Genomic DNA, 18,390 nt, shown 5'->3' with positions numbered 1-18,390 from the left:
ACGATCGGGGGAGCGCAGGGGCTCAGGCAGCAGCAGCCTGAAGTTCTTCGGCCGGCAGGCGGATCATGTAATCGAACGCCGAGAGCGCGGCGGTGGAACCCGCGCCCATCGCGATCACGATCTGCTTGTACGGCACGGTGGTGCAGTCGCCCGCCGCGAAGATGCCCGGCTGGCTGGTCTCGCCGCGCGCGTCGATCTCGATCTCGCCGCGATTGGTGAGCGCCACCGCATCCTTCAGCCATTCGGTGTTGGGCACCAGGCCGATCTGGACGAAGATGCCTTCCAGCGCGATGTCATGCTCGGCGCCGCTGTTGCGATCCTTGTAGCTGAGGCCCGAGACCTTCTCGCCGTCGCCATCGACCTTGGTGGTCATCGCCGAGGTGAGGATTTTCACGTTCGGCAGGCTGGCGAGCTTGCGCTGCAGCACCGCGTCGGCACGCAGCTGGCTATCGAACTCGATCAGCGTGACGTGCGCGACGATACCGGCCAGGTCGATCGCGGCCTCGACACCCGAGTTGCCGCCGCCGATCACCGCGACGCGCTTGCCCTTGAACAGCGGGCCGTCGCAGTGCGGGCAATAGGCCACGCCCTTGTTCTTGTATTCGTTCTCGCCCGGCACGTTCATCTGCCGCCAGCGCGCGCCGGTGGAGAGGATGATGGCCTTGGCCTTCAGGCTCGCGCCATTCGCCAGCACCACTTCGTGCAGGCCGCCCTCGCGCTTGGCCGGGATCAGCTTTTCGGCACGCTGCAGGTTCATGACGTCGACGTCATAATCCTTCACATGCTGCTCGAGCTGGGCGGCGAGCTTCGGCCCCTCGGTGTGCGAGACCGAGATGAAATTCTCGATGCCCATGGTATCGAGCACCTGGCCGCCGAAGCGCTCGGCCGCCACGCCGACACGGATGCCCTTGCGCGCGGTGTAGATCGCCGCGGCCGCACCGGCCGGACCGCCGCCGACGACGAGCACGTCGAACGGATCCTTCTGCTTGATCTTCTCGGCCGCGCGGGCTTCGGCGCCGGTGTCGATCTTGGCGACGATCTGCTCCAGGTCCATCCGGCCCGAGGCGAAGGGCTCGCCGTTCAGGTACACGGTCGGCACCGCCATGATCTTGCGGCCCTCGACTTCGTCCTTGAACAGCGCGCCGTCGATCGCGACGTGGCGGATATTGGGGTTGAGCACCGCCATCAGGTTCAGCGCCTGCACCACGTCCGGGCAGTTCTGGCACGACAGCGAGAAATAGGTTTCGAAGCTGAACTCGCCCTCGATGTTGCGGACCTGCTCGATCAGCTCCCGCGCCGCCTTGCTGGGGTGGCCGCCGACCTGGAGCAGCGCGAGCACCAGCGAGGTGAACTCATGCCCCATCGGGATGCCGGCAAAGCGCACGCCGATATCGGTGCCCTTGCGGCGGATCAGGAAGCTGGGCTTGCGACGGTCGTCCGCGTGGACGAGGTCGATCTTGTCGGAAAGCGCGGCGATGGCCGCCAGCAGCTCACCCAGCTCGCGCGACTTGGCATCGTCGCCGAGGCTGGCGACGAGCTCGATCGGCTCGCGGATGTTCACGAGATAGCCCTTGAGCTGCTGCGTCAGAGTGGCGTCGAGCATGGGGAAACTCCTGTATCTTCTACTAAAACGGCCCGAAGCGGAGGGGGGATCCGCTCCGGGCCGCGATCGGCGCCCGCGTTGGGGGGGGCAGGGGCGGGCGCCGTAGCCTTTGATCCTCCGAAGAGGATCGGGTCTTAGATCTTGCCGACCAGGTCGAGCGACGGCGCGAGGGTCTCGGCGCCTTCTTCCCACTTGGCGGGGCAGACTTCGCCCGGGTGGGCGGCGACATACTGCGCGGCCTTGATCTTGCGGAGCAGTTCCTGGGCGTTACGGCCAACGCCTTCCGAAGTGACTTCCATGATCTGGATCACGCCGTCCGGATCGACCACGAAGGTACCGCGATCGGCCAGGCCCTGGCCTGCACGCAGCACGTCGAAGTTGTTCGAGATGGTGTGGTTCTGGTCGCCGAGCATGTAATAGTTGATCTTGCCGATCGCGGGCGAGGTGTCGTGCCACGCCTTGTGGCTGAAGTGGGTGTCGGTCGAGACCGAGTAGACTTCAACGCCCATGCCCTGCAGGGTCGGATAGACATCGGCCAGGTCTTCCAGCTCGGTCGGGCACACGAAGGTGAAGTCCGCCGGGTAGAAGAAGAAGACCGCCCACTTGCCCTTCACGTCGGCGTCGGTGACTTCGACGAACTTGCCTTCCTTATAGGCCTGTGCGGTGAACGGCTTGATGGTGCTGCCGATAAGAGCCATGCGTATGTTCCTCCAGAACGGGGGTTGCTGTTGCGAAGCCGGATATAGGCGGCTGCAACCCCGCTGTGAAATTGGAAGACCCGCTTGGGGTGATCGACTGGGTCACTCAGTGCGGCTGCTATGATCGAGAGTGGCATAAAGATGGACCAACCCTACCGACACGGCGTCGTCTGGCGACTGGCGGTGCGCTGGGCGGCACTGCGCGGGTAGCTGGGTCTAGAGCGTATAGGTCGCCCGCGCAGAAGATAAGGGGTGTCCCGCGATCGCTTCACGTGCGCAGAAAGGTATCTGCCCCGGCATTGATCGAAGCCCATTCGTCTCCAGGGTCGACCTGCTTGGTCATCTGCCATAGCGTCGTGATCGTAGCCGTCGCAGCGCTGGGTACGAGCTGCCCGACCCAGGAAGTAATTGCCTGGAACTGCTCCCATTGGACAAGAAAAGCGATCAGGTCCCCATCGACAAACCCGGTAATCGTCCCGGTGGCAGAGCTGCCGCCTTCGCTCACCGCACTAACATAGTTGCCGCTCAAGGATGTACCGGTCTGCACGAAGGTTGCAGTGGAGCCTAGCTCATTCGTCCACGTCCCTGTGAAGTCGAAAGCGGTGCCGGTTCCCTTGGTGGCACGGGCCAGAGTGTTTTCGAGCAGCATTGTCGACTCCACACATCGAGGTCGTGTGGACAATATCATGGGAAGCGATTGTTCGTCGATACCTGGTAAATATTTGTCAGAAACAGACGTTGTTAAAAGATGATTCTCTTGAATGTCTATACGGTTATCGCCCGATACAGGCTGAATGCGCTCGTCGCGGTCAGCACGATGCCGACCAGGCTGAGCAGCAGCCGCACCGGCATGCGCTTGGCGAACATCGCGCCGAAGGGGGCTGCGACCACCCCGCCGATCAGCAGGCCGAGCACCGGGTGCCAGAAATCGGGGGTGAAGCCCTGCGCGCCGATGTGGAACAGGAAGGTCGCGGAGATCGTCAGCGTCAGGAAGAACTCGGTGGTATTGACCGTGCCGATCGTGGTGCGCGGCTGCGCGCCCTGCACCAGCAGGTTGCTGGTCACCACCGGCCCCCAGCCGCCGCCGCCCGCGGCATCGAGGAAGCCGCCGGCGAGCCCCAGCGGCTCGACGATCTTCGGCTCGCGGTTGTGCGGCGCGAAGCGGATGGCGCGGAACAGCAGATACAGCCCGATCGCGCAGAGATAGGCCATCACGAACGGCCGCGTCACCGAGGCGTCGAGCGCGGTGAGCACATAGGCGCCAAGCACGCCGCCGATCATGCCGGGGACCAGCAGCCGCGCGAACAGCCGCCAGTTGACGTTCCGGTGCAGCGCGTGGCTGAGGCCCGAGACGCCCGTCGTCATCGTCTCCACCAGATGCACGCCGGCCGAGGCGGTGGCGGGCGCGATGCCCAGCACGCTCACCAGCAGGGTGCTGGAAATCACCCCGAAGGCCATGCCGAGCGCCCCGTCCACCAACTGGGCGGCAAAACCGACGGCGACATAGGGCAGCATTTCGGCGAGCGTGATTCCTGCGAACATCCATGCCCCTGTTGCGACGGCTCGGTTGCCCGAAATGGCCGGTTCCGCCAAATCCTACAACCCCGATAGTGTATGGCGGTTGCCGGCCTTGCCGTGGCAGCGCTGGAAAAACCGGGGATGCCGCCCTATTTCGCTGTGATAAAGGGGTCCGGCCATGTTGACGCGTCTGAAGGGCTATCTCGATTCGATCCGCGCGCGCGATCCCGCGCCACGGAGCCGGCTGGAGATTCTGCTTTACCCGGGCGTCTGGGCGCTGGGCTATCACCGCATCGCCCATGCGCTGTTCCGCCGGCGCTTCTTCTTCCTCGCCCGGCTGGTCAATCACTGGTCGCGCTGGATGACCGCGATCGACATCCATCCGGGTGCGACGATCGGCCGCAACTTTTTCATCGACCATGGCTTTGTCGTGATCGGCGAGACCGCGGTGATCGGCGACAACGTGACCATCTATCAGTGCGTGACGCTGGGCGGTACCAGCCCCGACAACGGCGTGGGCGGCAAGCGCCATCCGACGCTGCGCGACGGGGTGATCATCGGATCGGGCGCGCAGGTGCTGGGGCCCATCACGGTCGGCGAGCGGGCGCGGATCGGCGCCAATGCCGTGGTCACCAAGGACGTCGCGCCGGGCGCAGTGATGGTGGGCATTCCCGCCAAGCCGACGCTGGTCGAAGCGGTGGCGTGGCAGAAGGATTTCGTGCCCTATGGCACGCCGTGCAGCGACGTGTTCGATCCCTCCACCCAGAAGCTGGAGTTGATGCGCTGCGAGATCGACACGCTGCGCAAGCGGCTCGACGCGATGATCGCCGAGCGCGACGCCGAGGCCGATCGGCGCGACCGGGCCTGATGGGGACCGTCACCCCGCTTCCTATCGTTCGCCCCGAGCAGGTCGGCTTCGACCGCCTCGAACTCAACCGGATCCTCGATCTCTACGGCCGGATGGTCGCGGCCGGGCATTGGCGTGACTATGCGATGCAATTCGAGAAGGACTTCGCCGCGTTCGCCGCCTTCCGCCGCGCGGCCGAGCGGCCGGAATATCGGATCGAGAAGCGGCCGAGCCTGCGCAATCGCCAGGGCATGTGGGCGCTGGTCAACGAAAGCGGCGCGGTGCTCAAGCGCGGGCACGAACTCGGGCCCGTCCTCGCGCCGGTCGAGCGCCGGCTGATGAAGCTGGTAGAAGAATAGGGGAAGGTCGCTTTGCGCCGGAAGGGCATCGCGTCCGGCAATGTACCTTGTCATCCCCGCGAAGGCGGGGATCCATTGGCGCTGAAGGTGCGGTTCTTTCCCCCAGCGCCGAGGGCAATGGATTCCCGCCTGCCCGGGAATGACGATGGTATTTGCGGTGCCGGCATTGCCGGGGCGCAATCGCGCTTCCCCCGCACCCGACACGCACACGCGCCTCCTTATGCCAGCGCGCCCTGCTGGGTCGGCGGAAGCCGCCGGGCAAGATCGCCAAGCAGGCCCACGGCCGCACGGCGCATCGGGTGCCAGAAGGCGGAGAGCGACAGCAGCGCCGATCCGATCACCAAGCCGGTGAAGGCGGCACTCAGTTCCATCGATCCGCTCTGGTGGAACAGCGAGTACATCGCCCACAGCACATAGGCGAGGCTGGAGACGAGCAGCGCGCGCCGGTCCACCGCCAGCGCCACGAAGGCGAAGAACAGGTAGAGCGCGAAGACCAGCGCCGCCATCGGTGCGCTGATCTCGCCGTCGAACACGCCGAGCATGTGGAACACCGGATGCGCGATCAGCGGCGCGGCGGCGAGGTGCAGCCAGAAGGCCACGTCCGATCGGCGGGTGCGGCGCTCGAGATCGGTCATGTCCCAGCGCATCGCCGCGAGGAAGGTGCCGATGCCGCCGACCAGCAGTAGCGGGTTCACCCAGTCCTTGGCAGCGGGCACCACGGACAGCAGGAGCCCGATCGCCACGCCAACCACGGCGAGCGCGCCGGCTGCGACAGTGATCGGCACCATGAATCGGCGCCAGTGCACCCACGCGGCCACCGCGGTGAGCCCGCCGGCGAGCATGGCGGCGACGGCTGCCACCCGGTCGCGATCCGCGCCGTCGGGAAGGACGCGCTCGATCCAGGGGATGTTGTAGACGAACACGCCGGCGATCGTCGCACCCGCCCCGCCGACAAAGCCGAGCAGCAGCAGGATGGACGGCAATGCAAGCCGGCGCCGCGCCGTGAAATATTCGGCAAGCATCCAGCTCGTGCCTGCCACCGCGATGCCGCCGCCGATCATGTTCGCGCCATCCGCCCGCGAGCCGATGCGCGCATCCAGCACACCGCGTATCAGCGCGCCGCCAAGCTCGCCAACCGCCAGCAGGATCAACGCCGCTGCGATGGCAACAAAGATGTCGTTGAAGCCGCTCAGCAGCCGGAAATGCTCCTCGTCGACCGCGGGTGTTGCCCGGCTGGCGGCGACATAGTTGCGGAACGCCGTCGCGGCTTCGGGGGTGAGTGCCCCCGCCTCGACGGCGCCTGCCAGTTCGCTTTCGCTATACATCGGCACTCTCCTTCGAAGCGCCGAATCTCGCACAAGTGTATTGCATAAGCAATACGGTGCTGCGCGGAGCGGTCAGCGCTGCACCTTGCTGAGGATCGCCATGGTCTGCTCGGCGCCCGAGGCCGGCACGATCTCGCCGGTGCGATCGGTGATCTGCGCCCATTGCGCGGCCACGGCCTCGGGCGTGGGTTCGGCCAGCACCGCGCCTGGGGTCAGCGTGATATAGGCGGCCTGCACCACGCCCGCGCCGGCGCCGACGATCATGTTGCTCGGCGCATCCTCGCAGACGAGGAACAGCGCGGCGGGCGCGACATGCTCCGGCGCGAAGGCGGCGAACGCGGCTTCGGGGAAGAGATCCTCGGTCATGCGCGTGCCCGCCACCGGGGCGATGGTGTTGACGCGGATGCCGTGCTTGGCGCCTTCGAGGTGCAGGGTCTTGGTCAGCCCGGCGAGCCCGAGCTTTGCCGCGCCGTAATTCGCCTGGCCGAAATTGCCGAACAGACCGGTGGACGATGCCGTCATCAGGATGCGGCCATAGCCCTGCGCGCGCATTGTTTCCCACACGGCTTTGGTCGCGTTGGCCGATCCGATCAGGTGGACGTCGACGACGAAAGCGAAGTCCTCCGGGGTCATCTTGGCGAAGCTCTTGTCGCGCAGCACCCCGGCATTGTTGATCAGGATGTCGATGCGGCCCCAACGCGCCGTGGCGGCATCGGCCATGGCGCGCATCGCGGCCGCGTCGGTGACGCTGCCGCCATCGGCGATCGCGTCGCCGCCCAGCGCCTCGATTTCGGCGACGACCGCCCGCGCGGCATCGGAATGGCCCGAGCCGTCGCGGCTGGCGCCGAGATCGTTCACCACCACCCGCGCACCGCGCCGGGCAAGTTCCAGCGCATAGGCGCGGCCGATTCCGCCGCCGGCACCGGTGACGATGGCGACGCGGTCGTCAAAACGGATGGTCATGGGGCAAGCTCTCCAAACATGGTTTTGACGGAGAGCCTTAGGGAAGGTTGGCCGGATCGCCAACCTTGCTCCCCTCTCGCGCACGGGAGGGGAGCAACGGCAGAAGGGGCTGCACCCAGATTTCAGCGCGGACTCAACCTGCCAGCCTCGCCATCCCGGCGGAAGCCGGGGTGACGATGGTGAAGCAGCGACCGGTGCTTATCCGTGCACCTGGGCGTTACTTGCCGCCGCGCTGGCGGCAATGGTCCTGCACCTTGCGCGAGCAGGGCGGGTAGCTGGCCGGATCGGCGGGCGGCGGCGGCGGCGCGGCCATCGCGGCGGCGGGCGGCGACCCAGCACCGGCAGGCGGCGGTGCGGGCGGCGCCGGCGGTGCGCCCGGTGCCATCGTGCCCGGCGGCGGGGGCGGCGAGGGGGCCACGCCCGAACCCGGCGGCGGCGGCGGCGGAGGGGGCGGCGGCGTGGCTTCGCCTGCGCCGGTGGTGCCGTTCATCGGTGCCGGCGGGGGCGGGGCGGCGGGATCGGTCTGCGGCGTCGGCTGGCCGGGCATCGGCGCCGGCTGGGCCTGGCTCTGGTCCGGCGTCGTCTGGGCCGGCATGTTCTGGGCAATGGCAGTGCCGCTAAGGGCCAGCGCCGAGGCGAGAAGCATCCACTTCATCTTGTGTCTCCTTCTTCATCAAAGACGAGGGTGCGAACGTCCGCAGGACGCAATTTGTTGCACCTGTATTTCTGCGAAGGCGACGGAAGGTGGCAGGGGAGGCGCCCGCCGGACGCTCCCCTGCGCCAGGTCAGGCGGCGATCAGCGGTTCGGCCGCTGCAGGCATTCGTCGGTCTGGCCGCGCTTGCACAGCGGGTAATGGTCGCGCGGGGGCGGGGGCGGGAAGGCCTCGCTGGGGGTAAGCCGGTTCGGCTCAAAGACCACGCGATCCCCGGGCTGCGGCTGTCCATTGACCCACATGGTCGCGGGTGCGAGGCCGCCAGGCTGGCGGGCGGTGGGGGCGGTGCTGACGGGGGAGGTCTGGGCAAGTGCCGGGCTGGCAAGCGTCAACGCGGCTGCAAGTGCAATCAGCTTCATGGCTGTCTCCTGCAAAGCTACACGGGTGCGCAGTTTCACACCCGCCTGCCGAACGCCGGAGTTGCCGAAAGTTTCCCGAAAAACCGCGGAGCCTGGAAAAGTTCCGCGGTTCATCGTGGGTACAGGTCAGTTCCCCGCGTCGAGCGCGTAGCCGGCCGAGCGCACCGTGCGGATGATGTCGGGCCGGTTCCCCTTGTTGATCGCCTTGCGCAGGCGACGAATATGGACGTCGACGGTGCGCGATTCGATGTCGCTGTCATGCCCCCACACCGCATCGAGCAGCCGCTCGCGCGAGAACACCCAGCCCGGATGCTCGAGGAAATGCTTGAGCAGGCGGAATTCCGTCGGCCCCAGCGCGATCACCTCGCCGCCGCGGCGGACCTTGTGGCCCACCGTGTCCATCTCGATATCGGCATAGGTGAGCGCTTCGCCGGCCAGTGCCGGGCGCACGCGGCGCAGCACCGCGCCGACCCGCGCGACCAGCTCGCGCGGCGAGAAGGGCTTGGTGACATAGTCGTCGGCCCCGGTCTCCAGCCCGCGGACGCGGTCTTCCTCTTCGCCGCGCGCGGTGAGCATGATGATCGGCACGTTCGCCGTTTCCGGCATGCGGCGCAGGCGGCGGCACACCTCGATGCCGGAGAGCCCCTCCACCATCCAGTCGAGCAGGACGATGTCCGGCGTCGCTTCCTTGGCGAGCAGCAGTGCTTCCTCGCCATCGGGGGTGTGCTTCACCTCATAGTCTTCGCGCTTGAAGTGCCAGGTGACGAGCTCCGCGATCGCGGCATCGTCTTCCACCAGCAGCATTTTGACCCGTGCCATATATTCCCCTTAGCTCCCGCTGCTCTCGCCGGCTTCTCCGTCCGCGAGATAGTGCCCGGTCGCGGCAAAATAGACCATTTCGGCGACGTTGGTCGCGTGGTCGCCGATCCTCTCCAGGTTCTTGGCGACGAACAGCAGGTGCGCCACCTGGCTGATCGTGCGCGGATTCTCGACCATGAAGGTCACCAGCGTGCGGAAGATCGAATCGTAGAAATCGTCGAGCGCATTGTCGCTGGCATGCACGTCCGCCGCTGCCTGGGCATCGCGGGCGGAAAAGGCGTCGAGCGCATCGTGCACCATGTCGGCGGCGAGCTGGCCCATCGCCGGCAGGATCGAGATCGCCTCGATCCGCTCCTCGCCCTCGGCATGGATCATCGGCACGCGCTTGGCGATGTTCTTGGCGTAATCGCCGATCCGCTCGATCACCGCGGCGATCTTGAGCGCGGCGATCACCTCGCGCAGATCGTCGGCCATCGGCGCACGCAGGGCGATGACGCGGACGATCAGCTTTTCCAGCTCCGCCTCGATCGCGTCGATCTGCTTGTCCTTCTTGCGCACCGTCTTGGCGAGCGCGAGGTCGCCGCGCTGCAGCGCCTTCATCGCGTCGTAGATGGCCTGCTCGGCAAGCCCGCCCATTTGCGAAATGAGCGCGCGCAGCTGGCTGATGTCCTGATCGAATGCCTTGACCGTATGCTCGTGGCCCGATGCCATCAGCCGTACCTTCCGGTGATATAGTCCTTCGTGCGCTCCTCGCGGGGCGCCGTGAAGAGGTTGTCGGTCTCTCCATATTCGACCAGCTGGCCAAGATGGAAGAAGGCGGTGCGCTGCGAGACGCGGGCAGCCTGCTGCATGTTGTGGGTGACGATCACGATCGCGTAGCGGCCGCGCAGCTCGTGGATCAGTTCCTCGATCTTGGCAGTGGCGATCGGATCGAGCGCGCTCGCCGGCTCGTCCATCAGGATCACTTCCGGGTCGACCGCGATCGCGCGGGCGATGCACAGCCGCTGCTGCTGACCGCCCGACAGCGCGGTGCCGCTGTCGGACAGGCGATCCTTCACTTCTTCCCACAGCCCGGCGCGCTTCAGCGAGCGCTCGACGATCGCCTCAAGGTCGCTCTTGGACGCGGCCAGGCCGTGGATGCGGGGCCCGTAGGCGACATTCTCGAAGATCGACTTGGGGAAGGGGTTGGGCTTCTGGAACACCATGCCGACGCGGGCGCGCAACTGCACCACGTCCATGTCGTCGGCGTAGATGTCCGCACCGTCGAGCGTGATTTCGCCGGTCACGCGCGCGCTGGCGATGGTGTCGTTCATCCGGTTGAAGGTGCGCAGGAAGGTCGACTTGCCGCAGCCCGACGGGCCGATGAACGCGGTCACCTTGTCCATGTCGACGTCGATCGAGACGTCCTTCACGGCCTGTTTGTCGCCGTAGAAGACGCTGACGCCGCGAGCCGACATCTTGTGGGGGGCAGGGGAGAGGGCGGTCATTACCAGCGGGTCTCGAACTTGTTGCGGAGGTAGATGGCGAGCCCGTTCATCGCGAGCAGCACCGCGAGCAGCACCAGGATCGCCGCGCTCGTCTTCTCGACGAACCCGCGGCTGACTTCGTCCGACCACAGGAAGATCTGCACCGGCAGCACGGTCGCGGGATCGGTGAAGCTGCCCGGCGGGGTGACGATGAAGGCGCGCATCCCGATCAGCAGCAGCGGCGCGGTCTCGCCCAGCGCGCGGGCCATGCCGATGATCGTGCCGGTCAGGATGCCGGGCAGCGCGAGCGGCAGGACATGGTGGAACACCACCTGGATCGGGCTCGCGCCGATGCCCAGTGCGGCGTCGCGGATCGACGGCGGCACGCCCTTGATCGCGTTGCGGCTGGCGATCACGATCACGGGCATGATCATCAGCGCCAGCGTGACACCGCCGACGATCGGCGCCGAGCGCGGCAGCATCGGGCCATAGACGCGGCCGCCGATTTCCCAGGTGCCGAGGAACACCGCCAGCCCGAGCAGGCCGAAGATGATCGAGGGCACCGCCGCGAGATTGTTGATCGACACCTCGATCAGGTCGGTCCAGCGGTTCTTCGGCGCATATTCCTCGAGATAGATCGCCGAGAGCACGCCGACCGGGAAGGCGATCAGGAAGGTGATCGCCATCGTCATCAGCGAGCCCTTGAGCGCCCCCCAGATGCCGACCGCGACCGGATCGGTGGAGTCGGATTCGTGGAGGAAGGTCCAGTTGAAGCCGCGGCGGATTGCGTTCTGCCGGGTCAGCCGGGCGACGCCCGCTTCCATCGCGGCATCGCCGTCGCCGGTCAGCGCCTGGTCGAAGCCGGTGGCGGCGGGCACATTGATGGTCGCACGCCGCTCGAGCAGCGACGGATCGCGCTTCACCGCGTCGCGCACCCACACCCAGGCGCTGGGGGCGAGGAAGCTCGCGCCATCGGGGCCGAACGCGGTGACGGCGGCGTTCTGCACCGCCTCTTCGAGTCCGCCGCTCGCCAGCGCGAGATCGGCGGCGGGGCTGTTCAGCTGTTCGCGGGTGACCTTGAGCTGCGCCGCCTTGAGGTCGAGCGGCAGCGCCAGCTCGGTCGCGGTGAAGCCGCGCCAGCCCTGCGCCACCATGGTGACCAGCAGGAAGGCGAGGAATGCCGCGGAGACGATCACCGCGCCCGCCCCCAGCATGCGGAAGCGCCGTTCCGCGGCGTAGCGGCGGCGGATGCGCTTCTGCATCGCCGCACTCTTCCAGTCGGTCGGCTGGCGCTCGGGCGCATGGGCAGCCGGGGAGGCGGGCTTAGTCATAGGCTTCGCGATACTTCTTCACGACGCGCAGCGCGACGATGTTGAGCAGCAGGGTGATGATGAACAGCGTCAGGCCGAGCGCGAAGGCGGCGAGCGTCTTCGGGCTGTCGAACTCGGCTTCGCCGGTCAGCAGGTCGACGATCTGCTTGGTGACGGTGGTGGCGCTCTGCAGCGGATTGAGTGTGATCGTCGCCGCGCCGGAAGCGGCCATCACCACGATCATCGTCTCGCCGATCGCGCGGCTCACCGCGAGCAGCACGCCCGCGACCACGCCGGGCAGCGCGGCGGGCACCAGCACGCGCGAGATCGTCTCGCTGGTGGTGGCGCCCATCGCCAGGCTGCCGTCGCGCATCGCGGTCGGCACGGCGGCGAGCGAATCGTCCGCCATCGAGGAGACAAACGGGATGATCATCACGCCCATCACCAGGCCGGCGGCCAGCGCGCTTTCGGACGAGGCGAAGGGGTCGCCGAGCAATACCGCGAGCTTGCGCACGGCCGGCGCGACGGTGAGCGCGGCGAAATAGCCATAGACGACGGTGGGGACGCCGGCGAGCATCTCCAGGGTCGGCTTCATCCAGCGGCGGGTCGTCGCCGACGCATATTGGGTGAGGTACACCGCGCTCATCAGCCCGAACGGGATGGCGACCAGCATCGCGATCACCGCGCCGATGAAGAAGGTCCCCCAGAACAGCGGCACCGCCCCCAGCGAGGCGCCGGGGTTCTTGGCGTCGATCACCTGCGGGCTCCAATGGGTGCCGAACAGGAATTGGGTGATCGGCACCTGTTCGAAGAACCGCGTCGATTCCCAGAACAGCGAGACGAAGATGCCGAGCGTGGTGAAGATGGCAATCAGCGAGGCGACCAGCAGCCCCATCATCAGCGTCCGTTCGACCTTCGAACGCGCGCGAAAATCGGGGCGGATGCGGCTGATCGCAAAGGCCCCGCCGGCAAAGGCGAGCAGGATCGCCGCCGCGCTGCCGATCCAGGCGTAGCGCGTCCGCGTCGCCCCGACGACCGGCGCGAGCTGCTGGGCGAGCGGATCGCCGTCGCCGGCAAAGGGATCCTCGGCGATCGCGCGCGCCTGGGCGAGCACCGAATCGCGCTCGAACGCGAAGTCGGAGAGGCCTGCCGCGGCGGGGCTCTGCAGCACGGTCTGGCGGACCAGCGACGGGCTCACCGCCGACCAGATGGCGAGGAACAGCAAGGGCGGCAGGATCGTCCACATGCCGACATACCAGCCATGCTGGGCCGGCAGCGAATGCAGCCGCTTGCGCCCCCCGCGATCGAAGCGCGCCGCCCGCGCCCGGGCCGTGAGCCAGCCGATCAGGCCCAGCCCCAGGATCATGAAGGAAAGCGCGAAAACGTTCACCAAACAACCACTTCAGCGTTGTGCCCAGGCCCGGCCAACACCGGAGCGGAATCGTTTCATGTCAGTGCAGCTCGGCCGGATCGAGCGCAAGTTCGAGTTCGATGCGCTCGGCCATGCGCTCGCGCATCTTGTCCGGTGCGGCGATCAGCCCGCGCTTCACCAGCGGACCGTTCGGCGCCCACATCGTGGTGTAGAGGGTGAGGAAGTCCTTCAGCCCCGGTACCGCCTTGATGTGACGCTTCTTGATGTAGAGGTACAGCGGCCGTGCGCCCGGATAATGGCCGTTGGCGATCGTGTCATAGGTCGGCTCGACGCCGTCGACCGGCACGCCGTGCAGCCGCGACTTGTTTTCCTCGAGATAGGAATAGCCGAAGATGCCGAGCGCATTGGGATTCTGCGCGAGACCCTGGACGATCAGATTGTCGTTCTCGCCCTTGTCGACATAGGGGCCGTCGTCGCGGATGCGGCGGCACGCCTTGTCATAGGGAGCGGGGTCGACGCCGGCCTTCAGCTTTTCCGCATCCGGATAGGCTTCCTTGCAGCCCGGCTCCAGCATCAGCTCGATAAAGGCGTCGCGCGTGCCGCTGGTGGACGGCGGACCCATCACCAGGATGGGGATCGCCGGCAGCGCCGGGTTGACGTCCTTCCAGGTCTTGGCGGTGTTGGGCTGGCCCTTCGGATCGGCGGCGAGCGCCAGATAGATGTCCTTCTTGCTCAGCTGGAGCTTCGGCCCCTGGTTCGATTCGGCAAGCGCGACGCCGTCCAGGCCGATCACCACTTCGATGATCTCGTCGACATGGTTCGCCTTGCAGCGATCGAATTCGTTGCGCGTCATCCGTCGCGAGGCGTTGGCGATATCCGGGAACTGTGCGCCGATGCCTTCGCAGAACCGGCGGATGCCCGCACCGCTGCCGATCGACTCGACGACGGGCGCCTTGCGGCCGCTCTTGGCGTTGACGAACGCTTCCGCCACCGCGGTGGTGAAGGGATAGACGGTCGACGAGCCGACCACACGGATTTCGCGTGTGGCGCTGCCGTCACACGAGGAAAGCGCAAGCGCACTGACTGCGATCAGAGCAAGACGACCCAGCATCGTCACCTCCTGTCCTCGGGAATTGCTGCATTGGATTGCGGGCGTGCCCTTCGTCCGCACGATGCCCCATCCGGCAATCCGGTTACGCCTTTATGACAGTCGGCTCGATCGGCAGCCGTACGGTGACGGTCGTGCCGATTCCCACCGACGACGCGATGTCCAGCCGGCCGCGGTGACGCTCGACGACATGCTTGACGATCGCGAGCCCCAGCCCGGTGCCGCCGAGCGAGCGGCTGCGTCCCGAATCGACACGATAAAAGCGTTCGGTAAGCCGCGGGATATGCTCGGAGGGAATGCCCTCGCCCTGGTCGCTGACCGCGAAGCGCACCATCGTCGCGCCTTCGCTGCGCAGCGACACGGTGACGGGGGTGCCGTGCTTGCCGTATTTCATCGCGTTGCCGATGACGTTGTGGAGCAGCTGGCTGAGCTGGGTGCGGTCGCCGCGCACCGGCGGAACGGCTTCGATCTCGGTCACGAGGTCCGCCGCGCGCGGGCTGCCGGAAAGTTCGGCGCAGACCTGCGGGATCAGCTCGGCGAGCTGCACCGATTCGGCCGGGGCGCGATATTTCTCCGCCTCGATCCGGCTGAGCGAGATCAGGTCGCTGATCAGCCGGTCCATGCGCCGCGCCTCGTCGTGCATGATCTTGAGGAAGCGCGCGCGAATCTCCGGCTCCTCGCCGGCACCGTCGGCCAGCGTCTCGACATAGCCGAGCAGCGAGGCGAGGGGGGTGCGCAGCTCGTGGCTAGCATTGGCGACGAAGTCGACGCGCATCCGGTCCGCGGTGTAGCTGCCGGTGCGATCGATCAGGTGGACGACGCGCTCGCCCGTCTCCAGCGTACGCACCCGCATCTCCCAGCGCTGCTCGCGCGTGCCGAGGCCGACCAGATGGATCGGCGCGGCGGAGTGCGCCTCGCCGGGATCGAGCAGCCGCTCGGCGGCGGCGGGATGGCGAATCGCCAGCCGGACGTCCTCGCCGAGGATATGCTCGCCGAGCAGACCGCGTGCGGCGGCGTTGGCGGCGATGACGCGCGTGGCGGCGATCACCAGCACCGGCTCGGCGATCGCCTCGATCACTTCGCCGAACGCCGGATCGCGATCGCTGGCGACCGCGTCGCTGCGCGGCGGCGGCGGCGGATCGCCGCCGATCGACACGATCAGCACCGCGGCCACCGCGCCGACCAGCATCACCAGCGCGACCTGCACATCCTGGTTCAGGAGATATCCCACCAGCGCGGCCAGCATGGCGACGCCGATTGCGAGAATCATCCGGAAGCGGGTGGCCGACAGCATGGGGCGCCTTCTAGCGCGCGATCGTCCCAAGACGAGCCTGTATTTACGATTGCGAAATGGGCGCGAGCGCAGAACAATAGCGGCATGGACGATCCTACACCCCAAGACCAGCCGACCCGTCGGCGTGCGCTGATGCTGGGCGCGGCGAGTGCCGCGGCGATCGTCTCGATCCGTCCGGCGCTGGCGCAGACCAATGCCTCGATCCTGCAGTGCGACATCCCGGTGACCGATCCGGCGCGCGCCGGCAGCTATATCGCGTCCGACGGCCGCGTCGTGCCCGCGCACACCGCCGGTGCCTTCCCGGCGCCGGGGCGCAACTTCAAGGCGCAGGACGTCAAGCGGGCGCTCAACGGCGGCACGCTGCCGGGCACCGATCCGCAAGCCAGCCGCGCCTACGCCAATTACATCCGCCGCCTGCAGCGCGGGACCAGCGGCTTTACCTGCTTCGCATCGCTGCAGATGCCGCGCGGCTGAGCGATTCGGCGGTGTTCTATCGCGCCGCCGACCCCGCGACCCTGCGCATCGTACCGCTGGATGCGCTGACGCTCGTCTACCACCGCGCCTCGGGCATCACCCATATCGTCGACGCGCCGGTGCCCGAGATCCTGGACATTCTGGGTGAGGGCCCGCGCGACGTCGCCGGCCTGCTGGCGGTGCTCGCCGCGCGGTTCGACCTTGCCGATCCCGATCCGGCGGCGCTGGCGGTGCGGCTCGACGAGCTGGTCGCCGCGGGGCTGGTGGAGCGGACATGCGCCATCTGAAGCTGCTGCGCATCGGTCCGATCGGTTTCCGCATCGGCAGCCACTGGCGCGCGCCGATCGCGGTGCTGGACGATCTCTACCGCGACTACCCGGCACCGGACGCCGGCATCGCGGACTTCAACGTCCATCTGTTCGCGGCGCGGCCATGGCGGCGGGTGCTGCGCCCCTCGGTGCACATCGCCGGCGACTTCGTGATTCCCGATGCCGCGCCGCTGCCGCTCGCGCAGGGGCTGCTCGCGGCCGAGATGGGGATGAACCTGCAGATGGCGCTGGGGCTGCGGCGCTACCTGCTGCTCCATGCCTCGATGGTCGAGCGGGACGGCCGCGCGGTGCTGATGACCGGCATCTCGGGGGCGGGCAAGTCGACGCTCGCCGCGCTGCTGATGGCGCGCGGCTGGCGGCTGATGGGCGACGAATTCGCGCTGATCGATTGCGCGACCGGGCTTGCCCACGCCTTCCCGCGGCTGGTCAGCCTGAAGAACGAGGCGATCGACGTGGTCGCGCAGTCGCTGCCGAACGCCCGGTTCGGGCCGCTGCTGGAAGGGACGCCTAAGGGGGTGATCCGGCATCTGGTGCCCGATGCGCGCGCGATCGCCGCGATGGACCGGCCGGCCGAGCCCAGCCTGATCCTGTTCCCGCGCTTCGGTTTCGCGGCCGCCGAACGGCCGGTGCTGCCGAGCGAGGCGTTCGTGCGGCTGACCCAGTCGTCCACCAACTATGTGACGCTGGCCGAGCGCGGATTCGATGCGCTGACCCGGCTGGTGCAGACGGTGCCCGCCCGCGCGATCGACTATCCCGATGCCGACACCGCCATCGCCATGGTGGAGGCGCTGGCATGAACCCGGCACTGCTCCTCGTCCGGGTGTTGCGCGATCCTGCGGCGGTCGTGGGGCTCTCCGCACCGGACTGGAATGCGCTCTGGGCGGTCGCGCGCGCCGAGCAACTGGCGGGAACGCTCGCCTATCGCATCGCCGGCCTGCCGATGCCCGGCGCGGTGGCGCGGCTGGTGGCGGACGCGATCGCCTCGGCCGAGCAGGGCCGCACCGCCGCGCTATGGGAAGCCGAGATGGCGCGACGGGCGCTCGCCGGGCTCGACGTGCCGGTGGTGCTGCTCAAGGGCACGGCGTTCGCGGCGGCGGGGCTGTCGCCCTCGGTCGGGCGGACGATCGGCGATCTCGACATCCTCGTGCCGCGCGATGCCATCGGGGCGGTCGAGGCGGCGCTGCTCGCGGCCGGCTGGGAATGGGTGAAGCCCGATCCCTATGACGACGCCTATTACCGCCGCTGGATGCACGAGCTGCCGCCGCTGATCCACCGCGACCGCGACAAGATGATCGACGTGCACCACACGATCCTGCCGCTCACCGCGCGGATCCGTCCGGACGCGGTCGCGCTGCTCGCGGACAGCGTGGCGCTGGCGAACGGGCTGCGGATGCTCGGGCCGCAGGACATGCTGTGCCACGCCGCCGCGCATCTGTTTGCCGACGGCGATCTTGCGGGCGGCATGCGCAACCTGTGGGACATCCACTGCCTGCTCGGCGAGTTCGGCTTTGACGGGCTGGCCGAGCGCGCCGCGCACCATGGGCTCAGCGCCGCGATGCGCCGGGCGGTGCGGCAGGCGGTGCGGCTCTACGGCACCGAGGCACCGCGCGACTGGCAGGGCTGGGACGCGCTCGACCCGCTGTTCCACCGCCGGCTGACGGCACGGGACCACTGGGGCCGCTCGACCCGCAAGGCGGTGCAGCTCGGCTTCTACATCCGCTCGCATCTGTTGCGGATGCCGCCGGCGATGCTCGCACGGCACCTCTGGACCAAGTGGCGAAAGGGCTATCGGCCGGCCTGATACTCCAATGGCCGTCATTCCGACGAAAGCCG

The 18,390-nt window shown here is 67.7% G+C and carries 21 protein-coding genes; 6 read left to right on the top strand and 15 right to left on the bottom strand.

The genetic code is table 11. The annotated features are described in order from the left end of the window. Positions 1-22: 22 nt before the first annotated feature. The 4 genes from ahpF to SAZ01S_RS09265 form a co-directional block, all read right to left on the bottom strand. Complete coding sequence (gene ahpF / locus SAZ01S_RS09280) at positions 23-1,603, bottom strand: alkyl hydroperoxide reductase subunit F (RefSeq protein WP_084581990.1); 1,581 nt, start codon at positions 1,601-1,603, stop codon at positions 23-25. A gap of 134 nt (positions 1,604-1,737) precedes the next feature. Further along, positions 1,738-2,301: an alkyl hydroperoxide reductase subunit C gene (gene ahpC, locus SAZ01S_RS09275; protein ID WP_084581989.1), complete on the bottom strand. Its 564-nt coding sequence runs from the start codon at positions 2,299-2,301 to the stop codon at positions 1,738-1,740. A gap of 268 nt (positions 2,302-2,569) precedes the next feature. Then, positions 2,570-2,950 (bottom strand): avidin/streptavidin family protein, encoded by a 381-nt coding sequence (locus SAZ01S_RS09270; RefSeq protein WP_084581988.1) that lies wholly within the window; start codon positions 2,948-2,950, stop codon positions 2,570-2,572. A gap of 116 nt (positions 2,951-3,066) precedes the next feature. Next, the gene (locus tag SAZ01S_RS09265; protein ID WP_084581987.1) at positions 3,067-3,843 is read right to left on the bottom strand and encodes a sulfite exporter TauE/SafE family protein; all 777 of its coding nucleotides are present in this window, start codon (positions 3,841-3,843) and stop codon (positions 3,067-3,069) included. A 154-nt stretch (positions 3,844-3,997) separates the two neighbouring features. Between SAZ01S_RS09265 and epsC the strand changes: the two genes are divergently transcribed. Further along, positions 3,998-4,687, top strand: a complete 690-nt coding sequence (epsC, locus tag SAZ01S_RS09260; RefSeq protein WP_084581986.1) for a serine O-acetyltransferase EpsC — start codon at positions 3,998-4,000, stop codon at positions 4,685-4,687. After that, on the top strand, positions 4,687-5,025 hold the full coding sequence (locus SAZ01S_RS09255; RefSeq protein ID WP_084581985.1) for a DUF2794 domain-containing protein: 339 nt from the start codon (positions 4,687-4,689) through the stop codon (positions 5,023-5,025). The genes epsC and SAZ01S_RS09255 overlap by 1 nt, the downstream gene beginning before the upstream one ends. 218 nt (positions 5,026-5,243) lie before the next feature. Here SAZ01S_RS09255 and SAZ01S_RS09250 read toward each other — a convergent pair whose 3' ends face one another. The 11 genes from SAZ01S_RS09250 to SAZ01S_RS09200 form a co-directional block, all read right to left on the bottom strand. Continuing rightward, positions 5,244-6,350: a hypothetical protein gene (locus SAZ01S_RS09250; protein WP_084581984.1), complete on the bottom strand. Its 1,107-nt coding sequence runs from the start codon at positions 6,348-6,350 to the stop codon at positions 5,244-5,246. A 72-nt stretch (positions 6,351-6,422) separates the two neighbouring features. Further along, positions 6,423-7,313, bottom strand: coding sequence for an SDR family NAD(P)-dependent oxidoreductase (locus SAZ01S_RS09245; RefSeq protein WP_084581983.1), 891 nt, complete (start codon positions 7,311-7,313; stop codon positions 6,423-6,425). A 217-nt stretch (positions 7,314-7,530) separates the two neighbouring features. Further along, complete coding sequence (locus SAZ01S_RS24005; protein ID WP_084581982.1) at positions 7,531-7,968, bottom strand: hypothetical protein; 438 nt, start codon at positions 7,966-7,968, stop codon at positions 7,531-7,533. Between the two features lie 141 nt (positions 7,969-8,109). Further along, entirely contained in the window at positions 8,110-8,385 is a 276-nt protein-coding gene (locus SAZ01S_RS09235; RefSeq protein ID WP_084581981.1) for a hypothetical protein, read from the bottom strand. Positions 8,386-8,511: 126 nt separating this feature from the next. After that, the gene (gene phoB, locus SAZ01S_RS09230; protein ID WP_084581980.1) at positions 8,512-9,204 is read right to left on the bottom strand and encodes a phosphate regulon transcriptional regulator PhoB; all 693 of its coding nucleotides are present in this window, start codon (positions 9,202-9,204) and stop codon (positions 8,512-8,514) included. Between the two features lie 9 nt (positions 9,205-9,213). Next, the gene (gene phoU / locus SAZ01S_RS09225) at positions 9,214-9,915 is read right to left on the bottom strand and encodes a phosphate signaling complex protein PhoU (protein ID WP_084581979.1); all 702 of its coding nucleotides are present in this window, start codon (positions 9,913-9,915) and stop codon (positions 9,214-9,216) included. Further along, entirely contained in the window at positions 9,915-10,691 is a 777-nt protein-coding gene (gene pstB / locus SAZ01S_RS09220) for a phosphate ABC transporter ATP-binding protein PstB (protein ID WP_084581978.1), read from the bottom strand. The genes phoU and pstB overlap by 1 nt, the downstream gene beginning before the upstream one ends. Further along, positions 10,691-12,001: a phosphate ABC transporter permease PstA gene (gene pstA, locus SAZ01S_RS09215; RefSeq protein WP_084581977.1), complete on the bottom strand. Its 1,311-nt coding sequence runs from the start codon at positions 11,999-12,001 to the stop codon at positions 10,691-10,693. Before pstA ends, pstB begins: the two co-directional genes overlap by 1 nt. Then, positions 11,994-13,370, bottom strand: a complete 1,377-nt coding sequence (pstC, locus tag SAZ01S_RS09210) for a phosphate ABC transporter permease subunit PstC (RefSeq protein WP_084582082.1) — start codon at positions 13,368-13,370, stop codon at positions 11,994-11,996. Before pstC ends, pstA begins: the two co-directional genes overlap by 8 nt. Positions 13,371-13,431: 61 nt before the next feature. Continuing rightward, complete coding sequence (locus SAZ01S_RS09205; protein WP_084581976.1) at positions 13,432-14,463, bottom strand: substrate-binding domain-containing protein; 1,032 nt, start codon at positions 14,461-14,463, stop codon at positions 13,432-13,434. Positions 14,464-14,545: 82 nt separating this feature from the next. Next, a complete protein-coding gene (locus SAZ01S_RS09200; protein ID WP_084581975.1) occupies positions 14,546-15,754 on the bottom strand; it encodes an ATP-binding protein in 1,209 nt (402 codons plus the stop codon). A gap of 84 nt (positions 15,755-15,838) precedes the next feature. Here SAZ01S_RS09200 and SAZ01S_RS09195 point away from each other — a divergent pair, with 84 nt between their 5' ends. From SAZ01S_RS09195 to SAZ01S_RS09180, 4 genes are read left to right on the top strand one after another with little or no spacing between them, the layout of a single operon-like run. Then, complete coding sequence (locus tag SAZ01S_RS09195) at positions 15,839-16,228, top strand: hypothetical protein (RefSeq protein WP_084581974.1); 390 nt, start codon at positions 15,839-15,841, stop codon at positions 16,226-16,228. Between the two features lie 11 nt (positions 16,229-16,239). After that, positions 16,240-16,515: an HPr-rel-A system PqqD family peptide chaperone gene (locus SAZ01S_RS09190; protein WP_084581973.1), complete on the top strand. Its 276-nt coding sequence runs from the start codon at positions 16,240-16,242 to the stop codon at positions 16,513-16,515. Then, positions 16,503-17,354 (top strand): HprK-related kinase A, encoded by an 852-nt coding sequence (locus tag SAZ01S_RS09185; RefSeq protein ID WP_084581972.1) that lies wholly within the window; start codon positions 16,503-16,505, stop codon positions 17,352-17,354. Before SAZ01S_RS09190 ends, SAZ01S_RS09185 begins: the two co-directional genes overlap by 13 nt. Next, the gene (locus SAZ01S_RS09180; RefSeq protein ID WP_084581971.1) at positions 17,351-18,358 is read left to right on the top strand and encodes a nucleotidyltransferase domain-containing protein; all 1,008 of its coding nucleotides are present in this window, start codon (positions 17,351-17,353) and stop codon (positions 18,356-18,358) included. Before SAZ01S_RS09185 ends, SAZ01S_RS09180 begins: the two co-directional genes overlap by 4 nt. The last annotated feature ends 32 nt before the right edge of the window (positions 18,359-18,390 follow it).

Source organism: Sphingomonas azotifigens NBRC 15497, from assembly GCF_002091475.1.
Taxonomy (GTDB): domain Bacteria; phylum Pseudomonadota; class Alphaproteobacteria; order Sphingomonadales; family Sphingomonadaceae; genus Sphingomonas; species Sphingomonas azotifigens.
This window is presented reverse-complemented; position numbering and strand designations above follow the sequence as displayed.